Origin of the sequence: Chryseobacterium sp. SIMBA_028 (genome assembly GCF_046535285.1) — a bacterium.
GTDB lineage: Bacteria > Bacteroidota > Bacteroidia > Flavobacteriales > Weeksellaceae > Chryseobacterium.
This window is the reverse complement of sequence record NZ_JAWRWZ010000015.1, coordinates 79,934-98,190: the sequence shown is the minus strand read 5'-3', so window position 1 is coordinate 98,190 and position 18,257 is coordinate 79,934. Positions and strand designations below refer to the sequence as shown.

13 protein-coding genes are annotated in these 18,257 nt (G+C 35.7%); 6 read left to right on the top strand and 7 right to left on the bottom strand.

The window, feature by feature from the left end:
- Nucleotides 1–108 precede the first annotated feature (108 nt).
- Nucleotides 109–1,563, bottom strand: coding sequence for a lipopolysaccharide biosynthesis protein (locus tag SCA31_RS18950; protein WP_410698592.1), 1,455 nt, complete (start codon nucleotides 1,561–1,563; stop codon nucleotides 109–111).
- A 204-nt stretch (nucleotides 1,564–1,767) separates the two neighbouring features.
- Between SCA31_RS18950 and SCA31_RS18945 the strand changes: the two genes are divergently transcribed.
- A complete protein-coding gene (locus SCA31_RS18945; protein ID WP_410698591.1) occupies nucleotides 1,768–3,105 on the top strand; it encodes a dihydroorotase in 1,338 nt (445 codons plus the stop codon).
- A 193-nt stretch (nucleotides 3,106–3,298) separates the two neighbouring features.
- Here the strand turns inward: SCA31_RS18945 and SCA31_RS18940 are convergent, their stop codons facing one another.
- From SCA31_RS18940 to SCA31_RS18930, 3 genes are all read right to left on the bottom strand, one after another.
- The gene (locus SCA31_RS18940) at nucleotides 3,299–5,596 is read right to left on the bottom strand and encodes a GH92 family glycosyl hydrolase (RefSeq protein ID WP_410698590.1); all 2,298 of its coding nucleotides are present in this window, start codon (nucleotides 5,594–5,596) and stop codon (nucleotides 3,299–3,301) included.
- Between the two features lie 71 nt (nucleotides 5,597–5,667).
- On the bottom strand, nucleotides 5,668–6,357 hold the full coding sequence (locus tag SCA31_RS18935; RefSeq protein ID WP_410698589.1) for a response regulator transcription factor: 690 nt from the start codon (nucleotides 6,355–6,357) through the stop codon (nucleotides 5,668–5,670).
- A gap of 15 nt (nucleotides 6,358–6,372) precedes the next feature.
- Nucleotides 6,373–7,620 (bottom strand): sensor histidine kinase, encoded by a 1,248-nt coding sequence (locus SCA31_RS18930; RefSeq protein WP_410698588.1) that lies wholly within the window; start codon nucleotides 7,618–7,620, stop codon nucleotides 6,373–6,375.
- Nucleotides 7,621–7,792: 172 nt separating this feature from the next.
- On the opposite strand from SCA31_RS18930, the gene SCA31_RS18925 reads away from it, so the two are divergent.
- The 3 genes from SCA31_RS18925 (at nucleotide 7,793) to SCA31_RS18915 (ending at nucleotide 10,224) form a co-directional block, all read left to right on the top strand.
- Nucleotides 7,793–8,203, top strand: coding sequence for a DUF1573 domain-containing protein (locus SCA31_RS18925; protein WP_410698587.1), 411 nt, complete (start codon nucleotides 7,793–7,795; stop codon nucleotides 8,201–8,203).
- Between the two features lie 199 nt (nucleotides 8,204–8,402).
- A complete protein-coding gene (locus SCA31_RS18920) occupies nucleotides 8,403–9,284 on the top strand; it encodes an SDR family oxidoreductase (protein WP_410698586.1) in 882 nt (293 codons plus the stop codon).
- 112 nt (nucleotides 9,285–9,396) lie between these two features.
- On the top strand, nucleotides 9,397–10,224 hold the full coding sequence (locus SCA31_RS18915; RefSeq protein ID WP_410698585.1) for an endonuclease/exonuclease/phosphatase family protein: 828 nt from the start codon (nucleotides 9,397–9,399) through the stop codon (nucleotides 10,222–10,224).
- A gap of 2 nt (nucleotides 10,225–10,226) precedes the next feature.
- Here the strand turns inward: SCA31_RS18915 and SCA31_RS18910 are convergent, their stop codons facing one another.
- The gene (locus tag SCA31_RS18910) at nucleotides 10,227–10,913 is read right to left on the bottom strand and encodes a response regulator transcription factor (protein WP_410698584.1); all 687 of its coding nucleotides are present in this window, start codon (nucleotides 10,911–10,913) and stop codon (nucleotides 10,227–10,229) included.
- Nucleotides 10,903–12,249 carry a sensor histidine kinase gene (locus tag SCA31_RS18905; protein ID WP_410698583.1) on the bottom strand — a complete coding sequence of 449 codons (1,347 nt, stop codon included), beginning with the start codon at nucleotides 12,247–12,249 and terminating at the stop codon, nucleotides 10,903–10,905. Before SCA31_RS18905 ends, SCA31_RS18910 begins: the two co-directional genes overlap by 11 nt.
- A gap of 195 nt (nucleotides 12,250–12,444) precedes the next feature.
- On the opposite strand from SCA31_RS18905, the gene SCA31_RS18900 reads away from it, so the two are divergent.
- Both SCA31_RS18900 and SCA31_RS18895 read left to right on the top strand, forming a co-directional pair.
- A complete protein-coding gene (locus SCA31_RS18900; protein ID WP_410698582.1) occupies nucleotides 12,445–14,814 on the top strand; it encodes an outer membrane beta-barrel protein in 2,370 nt (789 codons plus the stop codon).
- A 108-nt stretch (nucleotides 14,815–14,922) separates the two neighbouring features.
- On the top strand, nucleotides 14,923–16,788 hold the full coding sequence (locus SCA31_RS18895; RefSeq protein WP_410698581.1) for a M1 family metallopeptidase: 1,866 nt from the start codon (nucleotides 14,923–14,925) through the stop codon (nucleotides 16,786–16,788).
- A 37-nt stretch (nucleotides 16,789–16,825) separates the two neighbouring features.
- Here the strand turns inward: SCA31_RS18895 and SCA31_RS18890 are convergent, their stop codons facing one another.
- Nucleotides 16,826–18,211 carry a phosphatase PAP2 family protein gene (locus tag SCA31_RS18890; RefSeq protein ID WP_410698580.1) on the bottom strand — a complete coding sequence of 462 codons (1,386 nt, stop codon included), beginning with the start codon at nucleotides 18,209–18,211 and terminating at the stop codon, nucleotides 16,826–16,828.
- Between the last annotated feature and the right edge of the window lie 46 nt (nucleotides 18,212–18,257).

Below are 18,257 nucleotides of genomic sequence, written 5' to 3'. Positions count from 1 at the left end.
TATTAAATATATTAATTAAAACGTTTCTCAAAAACGTAATACTTATCATATTTAATCACTTATTTATTGTTTTTTAAGCTTAATAGGTATCAAAAGAGGGACCAATTTCTAGGACTTCTTTATAATTTTGGACAGGATCGCTTTTTCTTTAAAGGCTACCAAGCAAAAGAATAGTACCAATAGCAAGTTTCCTACCAGATAATTGGTTCTGAACTCATAAAAAGAGAGTAATGAACAGGCAATGGTAAAAGTTAAATACATTAATATTTTTCCTGTATTATAATGAATAGGATACTGTTTTTGTCCCCATACATAGGAAATGATCATCATAGACATGAATGTAATTAATGCAGCCATAGCACTTGCCCAATATCCATACTCCGGAATGAACAGGAAGTTGATAAGAATAGTGATACATGCTCCAATTACTGATATATACAAGCCAACTCTTGTCTGGTCAGATAGCTTATACCATATAGAAAGGTTAAGATAAATTCCCAAGAACAAAGCTCCAAGCATGACGAAAGGAATGATTTCAATCCCCTCATAATACAACGGGTTTCTTAAATATTTTTCTGAGATCCATTGAAGATTGACCATGAGACCCATATAAATAATACAGCTGCAGATGACAAAAACATCCATCAAAACAGCATAGGTTTTATGAGAATCCTTGTTCTTAAAACTGGAAAAGAAATAAGGTTCAATACCCAATTGGTAGGCCTGTCTGAAAACAGTAATAAAGGTGGCTATTTTATAAACAGCCCCATACACCCCAATCTGATGGCGTGCTTCTTCTTCTGGAAGTAAATATTTTAAAAATTGTCTGTCTAGCGTTTGGTTTACAATACCTGCCAACCCAGCAATCATAACCGGCCAAGAATAATTCATGATTCTTTTCCATAATCCGAAATCGAATTTTGAAATGCTGAAACTTAAGAATTCCTTTCCCACAATTAAAAGAGTAATGATACTTTGGATCAGATTGGCTATAAATACGTATCCAACCCCAAAATCGGGATTGTATTTTAGACCTAATATTCCCTCCGGATGATTAGGGAGCCATCTGATAAAGAACAAAACAAGAAGGAAGTAAACCACAGATCCGGCTACCTTGGAAAACATATATTTAAAAGGTTTGCCCTGAAGCCTAAGTATAGCTGATGGAATTGTTGAGAAGGCATCCAGTGATAGGATAAACAAGAAAATAATCAGATAGTTGACCTGATCCGGGGTTTCAAAGGCCTCTGCCAGCTGAAACCTGAATACATATCCTAAAATAAGATAAATGAGCCCCATGCTGATGATACTCACTGAGCATGTGGAAATCAGTGTTTTTTTGTCAATATTATCTTCCTGTGCAAATCGGAAGAATGAGGTTTCCATACCATGAGTAAGCAATACCGTAATTACTCCTGCAATGGAATACCAGTCTACAAACGGTGATGAAGCTGCAGGCCCGAAAGCTTTTGTAACAATCGGAGCGATAATAAAAGGGAAAATACGGACCAATACGGAACTAAGTCCATATACCGCTGTTTGCCCAAATAATTTCTTATACAATTCGAAAAATTTTATGCAAATGTAAATATTTAGAAATTGATTTATTGCGAGTGATATTAAAATTCATCCATAAACCTTAATTTTGCTATTTATAGAAGCTAGGTATTAGAAGTAAGAATTTAGTAATTCCATTTTTACGTATAATTTTTAACTTAAAATTTTCTCTAGCTTCTAGTATTTAATCTCTAATTTCTAAAAAGTAAAATGAAAACCCTTATCAAAAACGTAAACATCGTCAACGAAGGAAAAGTCTTTGAGAGCGATATCTTAATAGAAAATGATTTAATCTCTAAAATAGCTTCCGGTATTTCTGAAGATGCGGATCAGGTTATTGACGGTTCCGGGAAGTATCTTCTTCCAGGAGTAATTGATGATCAGGTGCATTTTCGTGATCCGGGCTTAACGCATAAAGGTGATATTGAGACTGAATCAAGATCAGCTATTGCGGGAGGTGTAACCAGCTTTATCGATCAGCCCAATACTGTTCCGAATGCCGTTACTCAGGAATTATTAGCAGACAAGTACGAAATAGCTTCCCATAAAGCTTATGCCAATTATGGTTTTATGATGGGAGGAACCAATGATAATCTTGAGGAGGTCTTAAAAACAAATCCTAGAAATGTTCCGGGAATTAAATTATTCCTAGGCTCATCCACAGGAAATATGTTGGTTGATAATCCTGAAACATTGGAAAATATTTTCAGCAATACCAAAATGCTGATTGCAGTTCATTGTGAAGATGAAGCAACCATAAGAGCGAATACCCAAAAATACATGGATGAATATGGTGAAGATATTCCGGTTAAGTTTCATCACCTGATCAGAAGTGAAGAAGCTTGTTATAAATCTTCTTCCAAGGCTATTGAACTGGCTCAGAAAACAGGAGCAAGACTTCATGTTTTCCATCTTTCAACGGCTAAGGAAATGGAACTTTTCAGAAATGATATTCCTTTGAAAGATAAAAAAATCACTGCTGAGGTTTGTGTTCATCATTTAACGTTTACCAATGACGATTACGAAACAAAAGGAGGCTTAATCAAATGGAATCCTGCTGTAAAAACACAAAAAGATAAAGATGCCCTGTGGGAAGCACTTCTTGATGACAGAATTGACGTAATCGCTACAGACCATGCGCCACATACTGCTGAAGAAAAACAGAATGTATATACAAAATGCCCATCTGGAGCACCATTGGTACAGCATTCACTAGTAGTGATGCTTGAAAACTATAAGAATGGTAAAATTTCTCTGGAAAAAATTGTTGAAAAGATGTGTCACAACCCTGCTATTCTTTTCAGAGTAGAGAAAAGGGGATTTGTAAAAGAGGGATATAAAGCTGATCTTGTTTTGGTAGATTTAGATGAAGACTGGACTGTTTCCAAAGATAATTTACTTTACAAATGTGGTTGGAGCCCGCTGGAAGGAATGAATTTCCATTCTAAAGTTACCCATACCTTTGTAAATGGACATTTGGTGTATGATAATGGAAAAATTGCAGAAGAGAAATTCGGAGAAAGATTACTTTTTGAAGCGAGAGATTAATAAAGCAATATCGCATTATGTAATCTCGGATTAGGAGATTATTCTGATAATTCAATAAGAGCGGGCTAAAGCCCGCTCTCGTTATTTATACATCTTACATTGGCTTTAGCCAAAACTTATTTTTAGATCTGGGAGATTACGCAGATTTTAAAGTTCAATCATCTGCTAAATCCGCAAAATCTGCGAGAATATTTTACTTTTTCGCTTTATTCCCCATATAAAAAGTGAGCTTCCCTCCATTCATAATTTCAGAATGTTTCAATGTGAAATTTTTAATCTCTTTTCCATTGAGAAGAACCTTTTGAACATATACATTTTTAGGACCTTGATTTATAGCTTCAATTTCAAAGGATTTTCCGTTTTCAAGATTTAAAACAGCATGATCAATGGCGGGACTTCCTATTGAATAATCTTCAGAGCCTGGTGCAACAGGATAAAAACCTAGTGAACTCAAAATATACCACGCACTCATTTGCCCGGTATCATCATTTCCACCTAATCCATCAGGAGTTGCCTTGTATTGCATTTCAAGAATGTGACGGATCTGTGATTGAGTTTTCCAAGGTTGTCCCGCCCAGTTATAAAGATAAGCTACATGATGTGCCGGTTCATTTCCGTGAACATATCCACCAATGATTCCTTCTCTTGTAATATCTTCAGTATCTGCAAAAAACTTGTCGGATAAATGCATAGAGAACAGCTCATCCAGTTTTGAAGCAAATTTCTTTTTGCCTCCCATCAGCTGAATAAGCTCATCAGGGTTTTGAGGAACAAAGAAGCTGTAGTTCCATGAGTTTCCTTCAATAAAGCCTTGTCCGTGGGTACTCAATACATCAAAATCCTTTTTGAAGTTTCCATCTGCCAGCCTTGGGCGCATAAACCCTATTGTTTTGTCAAAATTATTCTTCCAGTTTTCAGAACGCTTGATAAACTGATTGTATATTTCTGTTTCTCCCAAATGTTTTGCCAATTGAGCAATAGCCCAGTCGTCATAGGCATATTCTAAGGTGTTTGAAACTGAAGTTCCATTTTTTTCTACAGGAATATAACCTAGATCGATATATTGCCCGATGCCCTCATAATCTCTTTTGTTGGCCGTTTCTACACAGGCTTTCAGGGCTTCTTTAGGGTCGCCATTATAATTTCCTTTGATAATGGCGTCCGCCACAACACTTACACTGTGATAGCCGCTCATACACCAGTTATCATTGGCATAATGTGACCAAATGGGTAACATTTTCATGGAAAATTGATCGTAGTGAGCCATCATTGATCTCACCATATCGTTATTTCGCTTGGGCTGGATGATATTAAAGAATGGATGTAGCGCTCTATATGTATCCCATAAAGAGAATGTGGTATAATTGGTGAAATCATTTGCTTTATGAATATTTTGATCCAGACCTTTATACTCTCCATTAGTATCCATATAAACGGTGGGGTTGATGAAGGTATGATACATAGCCGTATAAAAATTAGTTTTTTCGGCTTCGGAACCTTTGATGACAATTTTATTTAATTCTTTGTTCCAGTTTTCCTGTGCCATTGCTTTTACCTGATCAAAAGATAGACTTCCTGCCTCATTTTCAAGATTTTCCATGGCATTGGCTTGGCTTACTGGTGAAATGGCAAGTTTAACTTCAATAGCCTCATTTTCCTGAGTATCAAAATCAAAATACATTTTCAGATTCTTACCCGCGATTTCGGGGAAATTTTTGGTTTGATCAAATTTTCTCCAAAATCCTTTATAGACTTGCTTTTCATCATAGTTTTTCTGGCCATAAGATTTGAATGGCTTTGAAAATTTCATTGCTAAATAAACGGTTCTGGTTCTTGCCCAACCGTTTGTCTGTCGATATCCTGTAATGGTGTTGTTGTTTTCTACGCGAACATAGGTCCAGACGTTTTTTCCATCATAATTGTAAATCCCTGCCATCAAATCCAAGATAATGTGGGATTGATCAGATTTGGGAAAAGAATAACGATGAACACCAACCCTTGTTGTTGCCGTTAATTCTGCCAGAATATTATAATCATCAAGTTTTACTTTGTAGTATCCGGCTTCTGCTGTTTCGTTTTGATGTGAAAACTTACTTCTGTAGCCATTTTCAGGATGAGAAGACGTTCCGGGATTAAGTTGAAGTTTTCCAACCGTAGGCATAATGAGGAAATCTCCGAGATCTGAATGTCCCGTCCCGCTAAAGTGAGTAGAACTGAAGCCTACAATGGTTTTATCTTCGTAACGATATCCTGCACAGTATTTATAAACTTCACCATTATATTTGCCGTTAAGTTCATAGGAAATGCTATCTGTTTCAGGGCTTAGCTGAACAGCTCCAAAGGGTACTGTGGCCCCGGGATAGGTATGTCCCATTTTTTCAGTCCCGATAAGAGGATTGACATATTGTATTAATTTTTCAAATTTTTGAGCTTTATAATGTAAGCTACAAAATATTAGAAACAGAAAAACAGTTATTCTGTGATTTTTCATTAATAGTAGGTTTTCAAAGATTAAAATTAATTAAAATCATCATTTGCTGTTTTATTTTAGACGAAATTTATTCAGTATTTATTCTTTTCTGAAAAACGGAAACCTATTCCATGTAGGTTCTCTATAAGAATAGTATGTTCATCAGCCAGGACCTTTCGTAATCTGGAAATAAATACATCCAGACTTCGCCCCATAAAATAGTCATCATCACCCCAAATGGCTTTCAGAATATCCTGTCTTTTTAGAACCGTATTTTTATTGCAGATAAAATATAAAAGCAGTTCAGATTCTCTTTGGGTAAGGTTAATCGTAATGGAGGTGTCCTGCAAAGTATAGTTTTTAGGATCAAAGTCATATTTCCCGACCTTATAGCTTGAGGAATGGGAGTTGGTTTTCTTTGAACGCTTCAGAAAAACTTCAATTTTCAGGATCAGTTCTTCTATACTGAAAGGTTTTACCAGATAATCATCAGCTCCTATTTTAAGGCCCTTGATACGGTCTTCCTTTAAAGCTTTTGCTGAAATAAAAATAATAGGAACATCAGAGTTTTTACTGCGGATTTGCTCTGCCACTTCAAACCCGTTCAGTTCAGGCATCATAATATCCAAAAGGCAGATGTCAAAACCTTGGCTGTTAAAAGCTTCAAGTGCAGATTTTCCATCTGAATAACAGTTGATGTCATAATAGCTTTCCAGGCTGTCCTGTATCAAGAAAGCGATGGTTTCGTCATCTTCCGCATATAAAATTTTAGATTTCTCCATACTTACTTATTCAATTTAAAATGGGAAAAAGAGGGTGGTGGTAATTCCGGTATCTGCATTATTATCAACTGAAATTTTCCAGTTATGCTGCTGAACAACTTTCTTCACATAAAATAATCCTAATCCAAAACCATTAACCTCTTCACTTCTTTTCGTATTTACCCTGTAAAACTTTTCAAAAATATCAGGAATATTTTTAGCCGGAATACCTATCCCATTATCTTTAAACTTTAAATATAAACCTTTTGAATCTTTATAGGAAGAAATGACAATAGCGGGCTTGGTTTCACAATATTTAATAGAATTATCTAAAATATTATAAATGATATTGGTAAAGTGAAATTCATCAGCCATTATCGAAGTGCTGTTATCAATCTCTATTTGAATGCTGAGGTCTTTATCCTTTTGCAGCATAGCATCGGCAATCTCCTGAATAAAAGGAAACAGGATGATCTTTTGAGGCTTTAATGACATTCCTGAAGCATCATTCTTAGCAAGATTCAATATCTTTTCAATGTGGCTGTTAAGTTTGTAACTTTGATCAATAATGATGGAAGTATAGGTTTGCAGCTTAGTGTTTTCCTTTACTGCTTCTTGTTTGTTAAGTGCTTCTGACGCTAAAAGGATTGATGATAAAGGAGTTTTAAACTCATGCGTCATATTATTAATGAAATCACGTTGCAGCTCCGAGAATTTTTTCTGCTGAATGATTGTATATATGGAGTACACATACACCAGAAGAATGATAATAAGGGCAAATGTAAGTAGATACCAGAATCTTAATGAACTGATCAGATACGTGGTTTTATCAGGAAAACGGATGGAAAAATAATAGATCAGGTTTTTATGTTTTGGGAAATTAATCACCTTATTACTCGGACTTTCCTGATGGGTAGTCATATATTTTCCATAAATCATTTTATCACTGTGGCAGTTATATAGCGCATATACATAATCGGTATTGATTTGAAAACGGGTAAATTCTGTTTTCAGATAATACTCAAGAACTACAGGATGGAATTCATTATTAATATTAACTACATAATAATCATTGGCAATATTCTGTACAGGATTTTCGGTAAAAGAGTTTTTTCCTCCTGATAACTTTTCTGCTACCTCCATTAACGCAATATTCACTTTTTGATCAAATTTCTTGTCTTCAAGATTATAGGCCTGGCGGGTCCACATCAGCTGAGCTATTAAAATTCCGATAATAGCTATAAACCCCAGCGTAATGATGATATTGAGTTTTTTGATTTTCATTTTCAGGAACAATATTATCCAAAAATATTTATTAATCTTTTATCATTAACAACTTGTTAACAAATGTTTGATAGCAGTTAACAAGTTGTATGGCTTACGTGCTTTACATTTGTTATATCATAAAGAGAAGAATAGTTTTCTTTATTATTTCTAACTATTAAAATTTATACTCATGAAAAAATTAAAAATTACAGCCGTTTTAGCCGTTTTAGCTTTCTCTCCATTTTACGCCAATGTATTTTCAGGAGAAGCTTCTTCAATCGTAAATAGGATTGCTGATGCTATCAAATGGAAATCAGAATCTATAGATGTAGGAAATATTCCTCAAGGAAAACCAAAAATCATCAGATTTGAATTTACCAATACAAGTTCAAAACCAATTATTATACAAAATGTAGCTCCTTCATGTGGATGTACAACAGCAGACTATACTAAAACGCCTATTCAGCCTGGAAAAAAAGGATTTGTAGAAGCAAGTTACAATGCTGCAGCAGCAGGCCCGTTTATGAAAACCGTGAACGTTACAACCAGCGAAAGCAAAACTCCTAAAACACTTTCTTTTAAAGGGACAGTTACTTCATAACTCCTATTTCAATATTAATTAAAAGCCGTTTCATCATTTGTGAAACGGCTTTTTTCTTATTACTATCTCCTGCATAATTTTAAAAGATGACAGGAAGAATAATTATATTAAATTTACATACAAAGTATCATTGATTTTCTATGGGAATCTTTTACAGCCTATAGAATTTATATTATATATTTATTAAAATAATTAAATTATGAGCATGTATACACAGCCAATGTTGCGCGAAGGTGCACTGAAAGATAAAGTAGCGATTGTAACTGGAGGCGGAAGTGGTCTTGGAAAAGCCATGACCAAATACTTTCTTGAACTGGGTGCTAATGTGGTAATTACTTCCAGAAATCTTGAAAAACTACAAGCTACAGCAAAAGAACTGGAAGATGAAACAGGTGGAAAAGTTCTTTGCGTTGCGTGTGATGTAAGAAACTGGGATGAGGTGGAAGCCATGAAAGAAGCTACCTTAAAGGAGTTTGGTAAAATTGATATCCTATTAAACAATGCTGCCGGAAACTTTATTTCTCCAACAGAAAAGTTAACGCATTCTGCCTTTGATTCTATTTTGGATATTGTTTTAAAAGGAACGAAAAACTGTACCCTTTCTATAGGAAAACATTGGATAGATTCTAAAACACCAGGAACAGTACTGAATATTGTAACCACATATGCATGGACGGGTTCTGCTTATGTAGTACCATCAGCGTGTGCAAAAGCAGGGGTTTTGGCAATGACAAGATCTTTGGCTGTAGAATGGGCGAAGTATGGTATTCGTTTCAACGCAATTGCTCCGGGCCCATTCCCTACAAAAGGGGCTTGGGACAGACTTCTTCCGGGGGATCTTCAGGAAAAATTTGATATGAAGAAAAAAGTTCCTTTGAGAAGAGTAGGAGAACATCAGGAGCTGGCTAATCTTGCCGCTTACCTTGTTTCTGATTATTCAGCGTATATGAATGGGGAAGTGGTCACTATTGATGGTGGAGAATGGCTTCAGGGAGCAGGAGAGTTTAATATGCTTGAAGCAATTCCAAGTGAAATGTGGGATGCGTTGGAAGCAATGATTAAATCAAAGAAATCAAACTAGATTAAAGTAAGGCTTTTTTAGCACCTGCAATAATTTAACAATATAATGATGTAAATAAGACTTCTCTGTCACAGAGAAGTCTTATTTTTGTCTCAATTTGATAAAATAGACTATGGATTTAAGATTTTCAATCGTATTTCTCATGTTTTTTGCATTGGGATTTTCACAGGACCTTACAGTGATGAGTTTTAATATCAGGCTTAACGTTGCATCTGATAAGGAAAATGCATGGCCGGAAAGAAAGCAGGATGTTTCCGATTTACTCACTTATTATCACCCTGATTATTTCGGAGTTCAGGAAGCACTTCCTGAACAAATGAAAGACATCAAAAGCGGATTGAAAAACTATGATTATATTGGGGTGGGAAGAGATGATGGCCAGCAAAAAGGAGAGTTCTCTGCTATTTTTTATAATATTACCAGATTGGATGTTGTAAAATCGGGGACATTTTGGTTATCAGAAACACCTGAGAAACCGTCAAAAGGCTGGGATGCTGCATTGAATAGAATCTGCACCTATGCTATTTTCAAGGATAAAAAGTCGAAGAAAGAATTCCTTGCCATGAATATTCATTTTGACCATATTGGAAATGTAGCAAGAGTGAAATCCTCTGAACTTATTTTGAAAAAAATCAAAGAACTTAATCCAGGAAATCTGCCTGTAACACTAAGTGGAGACTTTAATCTGACAGAGGATACAGAACCCGTAAGAATCCTTTCCCAAAATATGAAAGATACCTTTTACCATTCGGAAACCAAGCATTATGGACCTGTAGGAACTTTCACCGCTTTTAATGTAAGTGAGGTTCCAAAAGAAAGGATTGACTATATTTTTACAAAAGACTTTAAGATAAGATCTCACCGACACATCAATGACAGAAGAGAGAATCTCCTTTATCCGTCAGATCATTTTCCGGTGATTGTGAATCTTTCTTTTTAAGATTAATTTGTTGGAAAATCAACTTCAAATCCAATTCCTCTAAGGGATTGGATTTTTACTTCTTCATCATTGCTGAAATATTTTCTCAATCTGCTGATAAATACATCCAGACTTCTTCCTGTAAAATAGTCATTGGTTTCCCAAAGATGATCAAGGATATTATCCCTTGTTATCATGGTATGATTGTGCTTCAGTAAATATAAAAGAAGTTCCTGTTCCCGAACCGTAAGGCGTATATTCCCGTCAGGATGGGAAAGAGAAAGTTTCTGAGTATCCAGCAAATATTGTCCGATTTTAATCTGAACTTCAGTCATTGGAGGAGAGATCCTTTTCAGAATATTTTTAATCCTTAGAACCAATTCCTCAGGATCACAGGGTTTGGCAATATAATCATCCGCTCCTATCTTTAACCCGGTTAACCTATCGATTTTCTGATTCTTTGCTGTTAAAAATAAAACCGGAAAATTGTTTTTTTCCTTGAGAATCATTTTGGCAAGAGAAAAGCCGTCAATATTAGGCATCATCACATCTAAAATACCAATCTGAAAAGGGAAATCGGAGGAAAGAAGCTCAACGATATCTTCAGGATTCTGAAACCAGTTGACCTCAAAATCTTCCAGTTCAAGATATTGTTTAAGGATCATTCCGAAATCCGAATCGTCTTCTGCTAATAGGATCTTAGTTTTCATAGGGAATGCTTATTTTAAAGGTACTGCCGGCTCCAGGTTTACTGGAAACCTCTATTTTACCATTATAGGTTGTGATTATTTTTTTTACAAAATAAAGTCCCAGTCCCAGCCCCTTACTGTTATGAATGTTATTGGATTGTATTCTGTAGAATTTTTCAAAAATGTTCGTTAGCTCCTTGCTTTCCATGCCTTGTCCATTATCCGAAACTTCAATATTCAGATTTTGGGTAGAAGTATTGGTATTTATTTTAACAAAGGATGCTCCGTATTTGATACTGTTTTCACAAAGGTTTTTAATGACAGTTTCTATTAGGTTTTTGTCAAAGGGCAGTTTTTCGGTGACTTTATTTTCAAATTTAAAATCTATTTGAGGATAGGTAAAAGCCAGATCCTGAATAAAAAAATCCCAGTCTTCAGGCTGTACGGCAACCACCTCATCGGGTATTTCATCTTTATGGAGTTGTAACATTAAACTTTCAAGGCGGGTGATCTGTCTGTCGATAAGTGGTAGTGTTTCTGAATTCCAGCCCTTTTTTAAGGTCTTAGACGCTATTTTTAATGTAGCAATCGGAGTTTTAAACTCATGAGAAATGTTATCCACAATGGTGTGGAGAACTTCTACCTGTTTTTGTTGCCTGATCAGGTTTTTGAGAGTGAAGATGTATAAAAGCAGAACACTTGCCAATAGAATCAGGCAGCAAATAATCAATAATGCAAGTTCCTTGAAAACAAGACTTTTTATATTGTCAACCTCAAAATCAGTTTGGCTCTTGACAAAGAAAGTCTCTCTCTCGTTGGTAGTTTCTTTTCCTTTTACTTCTTTAGTGGAAGAAGTTCTCCAGGTTCCGGAACTGGTAATTTTGGGCTTTTTGACTTTGTTTTTGGTTTCGTAGATAATGATGGGATGGTCAATAAGCTTGGCACTGTCTGGAAGATGAATGATAGAGGTGTATTGAATTCTTGCAGAGATTTTATATCCATCTTTTTTAAGACGGCTGTCGATATAATTGCTAAGCCTTTCTCTGGAAGCTTTTCTGTCTTCTATAAAATGGTAGATAAATTCCTTTTGGCTGATCTCTTTATTATAATATTGAATAATGATTTTCTGGAGAGAATCACTTTTCATTTCCTTGGCATCATGAATGTTTTCCAGCTTATCGGCATAGTTGCTAAGTCCCTCATCTACGGATCTGTAGATATCTCTTTCCTTTACCTGGTAGGTTTTATACATAAAGTAAACCTGTATTCCCAGTAGAAGTAGGAATAAAGCTGCAAAAAGAAAGAGAAGGTTTTTACTTTTGGAAATCATTGATAACAAAGATAAAGATTTAACCATTTTATTGGCGTTGTATTTTGCTATTAACCTTTCATTAACCTGATTTTTCGAGTTCAGATTTTTCTTTCTAAACGAGAAAAAGACATTAACCCATCATTAACCTTTCGTTAACCGAAATTCTCCTGTTCAATATAGAATTTTGCTCCGTAAAACAAGAACAACTATTGTTTTGCCTCATTCTTTAAAAATATAATCATGAATAAAATTATTTTTTTCCTGTGTTTTCCGATGTTGGTATTGGCCCAGAAACAAAAACTTGCGGGAACAGTTGTGAACACCGAGAATGAAAAAATTTCAGCAGCACAAATAGAACTGTACGATTCGCAGGATAAATTAATCCAGGAACTGAAAACGGATGCTAAAGGTGGATTTACATTGGAGAATATTTCTGAACAGAATATAAAACTAGTTGTAAAAAATAAGGGTTATTCTTTATTTGAAAAGACGCTGAATCTGGAAAAGCCTGAAGATTTACAGATCATTCTTAAAAAGGAATCTCAAGAGATTGAGGAAGTAGTAATGACGAAGCGAAAGCCATTGGTAAAAAGAAAAGTAGATCGTCTGGAGTTTAATGTAGAAAACAGTAATATTTCATCATTGAATGCATGGGAAATTTTGAAAAATACACCCGGTGTTACAGCCAATAATAATGTACTCGCAGTGAAAGGCAGTACAGGAATTTTGGTAACCATTAATGATAAAAAGGTCATGCTGACGGGGGATGAACTCAAAAATCTTTTGGAAAATACTCAGGGAGATGAGGTGAAGTCTGTGGAAGTAATTACCAATCCACCTGCAAAATATGAAGCTTCTGGAAGTTCGGTCCTGAATATTATTATGAAGAAGAACAAGATTGAAGGCTATCGTGGTATTTTGTCTTCAAAATATGTTCAGACCCAGTATGCAAAGGCTGTTTTTGGGCTGTCTCAATATTATAAAAAGGAGAAATTTTCCATTATCGGAAGCTATTATAAAGGAATGGGAACCTACTACCGAGAGGGATTCGACTATGTTAATTATCCTGAAAGCCATACCAGATGGATGAGTACAATGAATAGGAAGGATAAAAACACTAACCAGAATACCCTGAATTTTAATGTAGAATATGAATTGGACAGTTTGACCAATCTAAGCCTCAACTATTCAGGGTATTTTTCTCCAAAGTCATATGGAACGTATGATGTGCCTACATTAATTTACAATAATCAGGATGTTGTTGAGTCTGATTATAGAACACTAAACGACCATCACTCTCGCTCCATTAATAATTCAGTCAGTTTTCAGATAGACAGAAAATTGAATAAAAAGAGCAGTCTGTCATGGATCAATTATTTTACAGGAAATAATGCCAGTAAATATCAAAATGTAATTACATACCTAAACTTTGCCGGAGAGCCACCAAGAGAAGATAATTTCATGACCCAAAATAAAGCAGATGTACAATTGTATTCTACTCAGGTAGATTATCAATGGAAGGGAGAGAAGTTGGAATTTGAATCCGGAACAAAGTACAGTTTCGTGAAAACAAACAGCAAACTAGATTTTTCTGATAATCAAAATGGGGTATTAGAATACAGGCCAGAGAAAAGTAGTGTTTTTGATTACAAGGAACATAATTTTGCTCTGTATTCCTCGCTTTCTTATAATATCGGAAAATGGAATTTTAAAGGTGGGCTTCGTGCAGAAATGACAGATCTTGAAGGGATAGTTTCAGAGCCATATGATCAAAACAAAAATAATTACTGGAACTTTTTTCCTACTTTTTATGCACAATATACTACAGAAAATAAGCAGGAGTTCGGATTCTCTTATGGAAAACGTATCAGCAGACCATCCTATTCATGGCTGAATCCGGCAAAATCTTATTATAATCTCTTTTCATACTATCAGGGAGATCCAAAATTAAAAGCAACCATTACTCATAATCTTAATCTAACCTATTCATGGAAAAACTGGAATCTGGATTTATACTATCGCAAGGAACAGTTTCCATCCATGGAGATCTCGTATCAGGAACCGGAGACCAATAGTGTGATCTATCATTTTACCAATATTGAAAAGGGAAAGGCTTTCGGATTAAGCTTATATAAAAACTTTCAGGTGAAGCCTTGGTGGAATATCATTCTGTCTGAAAATCTGGAGCACAATGAAAACTATTTCAAGGGCGTTGATGGAATGCTGTACAAGAATAAGGTTTGGAACTGGGAATCTAATATTTCTACAAGCTTCACCTTGGATAAAAATAATGACTGGAAAATGGAAATGGGACATCGTTATTATTCTCCATCAATACAGGGAACTTTCAAAATTTCCAGTGCATGGTCTGCTTATTTTGTAATGAACAGAAAGTTCTTTAATAAAAGATTTGAAGCAAGCTTAATTGTTAGTGATATTTTTAGAACAACAGGCCAAAAGATTGTTACCAAATACGCCAATCAGGATAATTACTTTCAGGACTATACAGATACACAGGGTTTTACTCTTTCATTAAAATTCAACTTTGGGAACCAGTCTGTGAAAAATGCCAAGACTATAAAAAAGACATCGGAACAGGATAGGCTTTAGACTAATTTAAATGAAAAACCAATTATCATAAAACATTATTACAAAAGAAATTACCACCCACTGTCACATTTTCGTTATTTTTGATACCTATCTTTAAAAAAGGTCATTATGAAGAGAATTTTTTCCGGAGTGCTGGTGGTCGTTTCGTTGCTACAGTTGTCTGCTCAGGAACTGTATATGCCGAGAAATATTAAAAAAGCCTATGAAAAAGGGACCCGTGATATTTCCGGGGCACCGGGTAAGAACTATTGGCAAAATAAAGGAATTTACAATGTTGAAGTAAAAGTGGATGCCGGTACAAAGGTAGTTTCCGGTAAAGAAACAATTGTTTATACGAACAACAGTCCGGATAACCTCAATGAGTTGGCGATACGATTCGTTAATAATTTACACAAGCCGCAATCGCCAAGATCTGGATCGGTTTCCAGTGATTTTTTGTCCTCAGGACTTAAGATTAAATCATTTGTTGTCAATGGTGAAAAATATGATATCGACAGCGATGATTGGGGAACTGTTGAAAAAGTAAAACTAAAGTCAGGTTTAAAATCGAAATCAAAAGCTGAGGTTAAGATCGAGTGGGAGTATCCGCTTTCTGTGCAAAGTGGAAGAGAAGGACAAATTGATCCTGAAACATTCTATGTAGCCTATTCTTTTCCAAGAATTTCTGTATACGATGATTACAACGGATGGGATATACTGCCGCATTCTGACAGACAGGAGTTTTATAATGATTTTAATGATTATAGCTTTGCCATTACAGCACCAAAAAACTATGTGGTGTGGGCAACCGGGGATTTTTTAAATCCTGAAGCGGTACTTCAACCGGAGTATTTGAAAAGATATAAAGCCTCATTAAAAAGTGACAAGGTAATGCATATTGCTACAGAACAGGAAATGAAGTCGGGGAAAGTTACCCAGCAGAATAAATGGAATGTATGGAAGTTTAAAGCCAATCATATTACAGATTTTTGCTTTGCCCTGAGTAATCATTATGTATGGGATGCTGCCAGTGTTCAGTTGAAAACAAAGAGGGCCAGTGTGCAATCAGGATATAAAGCCGGAGCAAAGGATTTTGAACAGTATGTAGATTGGATGCGCTATAATCTGGATTGGTTTTCCAAAAAATGGCCAGGCGTAGAATATCCTTATAATGTAATGACGGCTATTCAGGGATATGCAGACATGGAGTATCCAATGATGATTAATGATACAAGTATTCCGGATAACTTACAGGATGCAAGACTTACGGCAGATCATGAAATTGCCCATACTTATTTTCCTTTCTATATGGGTGTTAACGAAACGAGGTATGCATTCATGGATGAGGGATGGGCTACTACCTTGGAGTATTTAATTGGTATTGATGAAAATGGTGAAGCTGCCGCAAAGGAATTTTATAAAAATTTCAGAGTGAAAAAATGGATTAACGATCCGTCTGCAGAGCAGGATCAACCCATCATTACAATGAGTACGCAAGTGAGTGGTTCAGGCTATGGAAATAATTCCTACGTGAAGTCATCCTTATCTTATCTGGCGTTGAAAGATTATCTTGGGGATGAATTGTTCAAAAAAGCATTGCATCATTATATGGATAACTGGAACGGAAAACATCCGGTCCCTTGGGATTATTTTAATTCTATGAATACAGGTTCCGGAAAAAATCTCAACTGGTTTTTCCACAATTGGTTTTATACCAATAATTATATTGATGTAAAAGTGGCCGGAGCATCACAGATGAATGATTTGCTTACCGTAAATGTCGTGAATGTCGGAGGATTTGCTATTCCGTTTGATGCTATACTAACTTATGACGATGGTAGTACTGAAAAACTTCATTTTTCACCATCGGTTTGGGAAAAAGATCAAAAACTGACAGATCTTGTGATTCCCATAAAGAAAAAAGTAAAATCTGTGTCCTTAGATGGAGATCTTTTCATGGATTATACACCAGAAGATAACCGTAAAAACTTATAAAAGTAAAAGCCTTCAGAGATCTGAAGGCTTTTTATTTTTAAAAATAAGCGGTTAATCTTAAACCAAGAGTAAAGTAATTTATTTTTTCCTTGGCTATCATATGATTCAGTTCCTCGTTTAGCTCTTCGTTCTCCTGTATGGCATCACTAAAGCGATAACGGATGGTAGACTTAATCTCGTTGTAATCGGTATAGAAAGTGAGTCCTAGCCCTGGGTTAAATTTGTACGTGATAGAAGCTCCGGTATTCCAACGGAAAGCAGGCTTGGGTTTGTATCGTGCAATTTCGAGTTGGTGGTTGGGGCCATCAATGCTGTCACTTTTAATAAATACTTTACCACTGGCAGTAGCAGAGTATCCTGCAGTTGCCTTTAAAGTCAGTTGCCATTTATCTGAAAACTCGTGAGAAAAATAAGGCCCTATTCCTGCTCCCAGAAAGCCCAGAGATTGTGTTATGATTTCGTGTTCCCCAAAGCTGTCTCCATCATCCAGATTTACTTTCATTGGTTTTATAGGGAAACTGCTGAAGCTAAAATCTCCACCTATACCCCATTTTTTTGAAAAGAAATAAGCCCCTTCCAGACCTCCTTCAAAACCGATTTGCTTCTTGTCATCAAGCTCTGATTCTTTTAAAAAGTTTGTAGTACCAAAGGTTGTACCAAGCTTTATTGCCAGGAAAGACGGGTAATCGTTCCCTTGTATTCTGGATAGCATACTTAAATTATCCCCTTTGTTTTTATATATTTTATCTATAAAGAAATATCCTAGTTCTGTAGAAATAATACCGATTCCGGCTCCAGCCAGAATGTCAGGCAGCCAGTGTCTGTTGTTGAGGTTTCTGCCCAGTCCTGTAAGCGTAGCTGAACCATATCCCGCAATACTATAAGCTGGGTTTACCATACCATACTCCTTGTGCAGAAAGCTAGCGTTGGTAAAGGCCATAGCTGCATGTCCGGATGGAAATGAATTATTTTTGGAACCATCTGGGCGTTCAACTTTTGCGGTATATTTAATGGAGTTCACAAGGATTCCCATGATGACTAAACTAGCTCCATAGGACAAAGTAGCTCTTCCCAGATTATTTCTTCCTTTTACCCCTCCTAATTTCAATCCATAAACAGCCAATGCCGGAGCATACTGAAGATAATCGTCATATTTTACCTTAAAAGCAGGCAGGTAACGGTTACGAACTTCACGAATATTTTCTTTTTCTCCCCAAGTTGCTGCTGCTGCTGCAAAAAGTAGGGTAGGAGCTACTGATTTTTTCACCCATTCTTTCTTCAAAAATGGTGTTTTTTCCTGTAGCGAAGTATTTGAATTAAGTAAAGCAATGTCTTCCTTAAGATTTCTAGATTGAACAGTATCCTGTGCTTTGTAACTGTATAAGTGTAGTAGTATACCCGATGCTAGGGCTATTTTTTTCATCTTTGTGGTCTTAAATTTAATTGCGTAAAAATATAAAAAAATCTAT

Excerpts from the sequence above, each read along its gene's own strand:
- SCA31_RS18945 (WP_410698591.1), top strand. The coding sequence starts at position 1,768 with ATGAAAACCCTTATCAAAAACGTAAACATCGTCAACGAAGGAAAAGTC.
- SCA31_RS18940 (WP_410698590.1), bottom strand. The coding sequence starts at position 5,596 with ATGAAAAATCACAGAATAACTGTTTTTCTGTTTCTAATATTTTGTAGC.
- SCA31_RS18935 (WP_410698589.1), bottom strand. The coding sequence starts at position 6,357 with ATGGAGAAATCTAAAATTTTATATGCGGAAGATGACGAAACCATCGCT.
- SCA31_RS18930 (WP_410698588.1), bottom strand. The coding sequence starts at position 7,620 with ATGAAAATCAAAAAACTCAATATCATCATTACGCTGGGGTTTATAGCT.
- SCA31_RS18925 (WP_410698587.1), top strand. The coding sequence starts at position 7,793 with ATGAAAAAATTAAAAATTACAGCCGTTTTAGCCGTTTTAGCTTTCTCT.
- SCA31_RS18920 (WP_410698586.1), top strand. The coding sequence starts at position 8,403 with ATGAGCATGTATACACAGCCAATGTTGCGCGAAGGTGCACTGAAAGAT.
- SCA31_RS18915 (WP_410698585.1), top strand. The coding sequence starts at position 9,397 with ATGGATTTAAGATTTTCAATCGTATTTCTCATGTTTTTTGCATTGGGA.
- SCA31_RS18910 (WP_410698584.1), bottom strand. The coding sequence starts at position 10,913 with ATGAAAACTAAGATCCTATTAGCAGAAGACGATTCGGATTTCGGAATG.
- SCA31_RS18905 (WP_410698583.1), bottom strand. The coding sequence starts at position 12,249 with ATGGTTAAATCTTTATCTTTGTTATCAATGATTTCCAAAAGTAAAAAC.
- SCA31_RS18900 (WP_410698582.1), top strand. The coding sequence starts at position 12,445 with ATGAATAAAATTATTTTTTTCCTGTGTTTTCCGATGTTGGTATTGGCC.
- SCA31_RS18895 (WP_410698581.1), top strand. The coding sequence starts at position 14,923 with ATGAAGAGAATTTTTTCCGGAGTGCTGGTGGTCGTTTCGTTGCTACAG.
- SCA31_RS18890 (WP_410698580.1), bottom strand. The coding sequence starts at position 18,211 with ATGAAAAAAATAGCCCTAGCATCGGGTATACTACTACACTTATACAGT.